This window comes from Tabrizicola sp. (genome assembly GCF_031377265.1).
Lineage (GTDB): Bacteria > Pseudomonadota > Alphaproteobacteria > Rhodobacterales > Rhodobacteraceae > JAUYQR01.
Window position 1 is genome coordinate 1 of sequence record NZ_JANMET010000069.1, and the last position, 2,703, is coordinate 2,703.

Sequence of the window (2,703 nt, forward strand, 5' to 3'; positions counted from 1 at the left end):
CATCCCCGTTAGCCGTTCGAACACCAGCGCCAAGGGGGCGCTGGAGGTGGAAAGCTCATCCGGTGGCACTGCGACAACAGCAACCCAGACCACCAGCGCATAGACCAGTGCAGTCAATGCAAGCGTCAGGAAAAGCGCCCACGGCAGGGTGCGCGAGGGGTTCTTCATCTCCTCGGCGACATTGACCAGATGCTCGAACCCGATGAAGGCAAACACCGCGATGAGCGTCGTTCCCGAAAGCCCGACCCAGACCGCGACGTCGCCGGGTTCTGGCAGGATCTCTGGCAAGCGGGTCACGACCTCGCTGCCTGTCCCGAACCCAGCTGCGATGATCAGCACAAGCCCGCCAAGTTCGACCAGCGTCATGATGCCCGCAAGGGTGACAGACTGGCGCGTGGAAATGCAGGCCAAAAGCCCCATCGACAGCACGACAAGCGTGATGATCCAATGGGGTGGCAGATCGACAAACACGCCAAGATAGCCAGCACTGCCGACGCTGATCGTGGCCGCCGAGATTGTCGCGGTCAGAACGACCAGCAGCCCCATGGTCAGACTGAGCCAAGGCCGGTTGAACGCCTTTTCCACATAGGCGGCTTCGCTGGCGCTGACAGGCATGCGCGTCCCGAGTTCGGCGAAAGAAGCAGCGCTGAAGGACATGACCAAGGCCGCAAAAACGAAAGCCAGCGGCGCATGCATGCCGCTTCGCCCCGCAGCAATCCCGACCAGCACATAGATGCCCGCGCCGATCGTCACCCCGAGCCCATAGAGCACGGCGAGCAAAAGCGTCAACGAACGCTTCAGCTTTTGGGGTGGGGCGGACTCTGACAACATGTCTTCCTGTAAACTGTCGGTCGATGTTAGCCCCGCACCGAAACAGTTGAGTTGATGCAGGTTACGGTCTTTCAGACGCCAGCCGCGCCGATCCAGCCATTTTTGCTGGCACCGTCTGCGACGATTAGGTGATCCATGTCAATATGCTCACAAGGCGGGCGGGCTATGCATTGATCCTGGACAAAGACCCGTTCGATTTACATGGAGCCTGCACTGTTCCTTGATCCGCCCATGCTGAATCTCGTCAGTGCCGTCGCAGTCGGAGCTCTGATCGGTGCGGAAAGAGAGCGGCGCAAGGGGATTGGTCCGGCGCGGTCCCCGGCAGGCATCCGGACGTTCACCATCACCTCGATTTCAGGTGCTGTCGCATTCGCCCTCGGGGGCGTAGGGCTGCTCGCCGTTGTTACCGCCAGCGTCGCGGTCATGGTCGCCGTATCCTATTGGCGCGCCCAGGATCAGGATCCGGGCTTGACCACGGAAATCGTTCTTGTCCTGACTGCCTTGCTGGGAGGCATGTGCATGCAAGCGCCTCAGACGGCCGCCGCAATCGCCGTGGCAGTGACGGTGCTTCTCTACGCGAAGGCCTGGCTGCACAACCTTGTCATCAGTGTCATCTCGAAAGACGAACTGGACGACGCGCTGATCTTTGCAGCGGCGACGCTTGTCGTTCTGCCTTTGGTGCCGAACCGCCAGATGGGTCCTTACCTGGCACTCAATCCACACTCGATCTGGATTGTGATCGTGCTGGTCATGGCGATCAGCGCGGCGGGCTACATCGCGGTACGCTTGCTCGGTGCCCGGTTCGGATTGCCGCTCGCAGGGGCCATTTCGGGCTTTATCTCCAGCACGGCCACGATCGGCGCAATGGGATCGCGGGCCAAGAAATCGCCAGACCTTCTGGCGGCCTGCGTCGCGGGGGCCGTCTTGTCGACTGTCGCCACGATTGCGCAGATGGCCTTGGTCGTGGCGGCTACCAGCATGCCCACCCTCATCAGCATGTCTGGTTCCCTGCTTCTGGCTGGGGGCACCGCTTTGGCCTATGGGGCGGGGTTTACGCTTTTGGCGGCGCGCAATGCGGGAAGCAGTGCTGCGCAAACAGGCGGCGTCTTCAGCCTGAAGACGGCGCTTGCCTTTGGATTGATCCTTGCGGTCATCCTTGTCATCTCGGCGGGTCTGCAAGAGCGGTTCGGCGGCGCGGGCGTGCTGCTCGCGGCGGTGGTTGCGGGACTGGTCGATACCCATGCGGCGGCCATTTCGGTGGCAACACTTGTGGCATCGGGCAAGGTCACGCCACAGGATGCGGTGGTGCCGATCCTTGCGGCGCTGACGTCGAACACGCTGTCCAAGATCATCATGGCCGTGACCAGTGGCGGATGGGCTTTCGCCGTTTGGGTCGTGCCCGGTCTGGTCCTTGTTGCGCTCGCGGCCTGGGTCGGTACATTTGCGGCAGTGCTGTGGAACTGACCCAAGAGACGGCAAGGCGAGCCGCGCCGATACCGCCCCCAATCCTTTGGCCGCGCCTTACTCGGGCTTCAGCATGCGCGTCAGCAGACCGTCCTTGCGCCAGAACTGGTGATACAGTGACGCGGCGACATGCAGCGCGATCAGACCGATGAACACCGGCTTGGCATAAGTGTGCCACTCGCCATACGGGTCGCCGTAGTAGTAGCCCAACAGTCCCGTGACTGGCACTACCACAAGCAGCACATAGAAAAGCCAGTGGGAAATTCGGCCCGCGAGTTCGATGGCACCACTTGTTTCTGGCGGCGGCGGTGGCGCGCCATTCTTGAGGCGCAGGACCAGCCGGACGGCGACCAGCGCAAGGATGGCAATGCCGAAATAGTAGTGCATGTCGGCAAGGTTGCCTTCAAG

Annotated in this window: 3 protein-coding genes; 1 reads left to right on the forward strand and 2 read right to left on the reverse strand. The window is 61.9% G+C overall.

Annotated elements, in window-relative coordinates:
- Positions 1–828: APC family permease (locus RMO18_RS03905; protein ID WP_309664022.1), on the reverse strand; the 828-nt coding region annotated here is incomplete at its 3' end.
- A 234-nt stretch (positions 829–1,062) separates the two neighbouring features.
- On the opposite strand from RMO18_RS03905, the gene RMO18_RS03910 reads away from it, so the two are divergent.
- Entirely contained in the window at positions 1,063–2,295 is a 1,233-nt protein-coding gene (locus RMO18_RS03910; protein ID WP_309664024.1) for an MgtC/SapB family protein, read from the forward strand.
- 57 nt (positions 2,296–2,352) lie between these two features.
- Here the strand turns inward: RMO18_RS03910 and RMO18_RS03915 are convergent.
- The coding region (locus tag RMO18_RS03915; protein WP_309664025.1) for a cytochrome b/b6 domain-containing protein at positions 2,353–2,703 on the reverse strand (351 nt) is incomplete at its 5' end.

What these genes read in the sequence shown, in the direction of transcription:
- RMO18_RS03910 (WP_309664024.1), top strand. Translation starts at nt 1,063, where the DNA reads ATGCTGAATCTCGTCAGTGCCGTCGCAGTCGGAGCTCTGATCGGTGCG.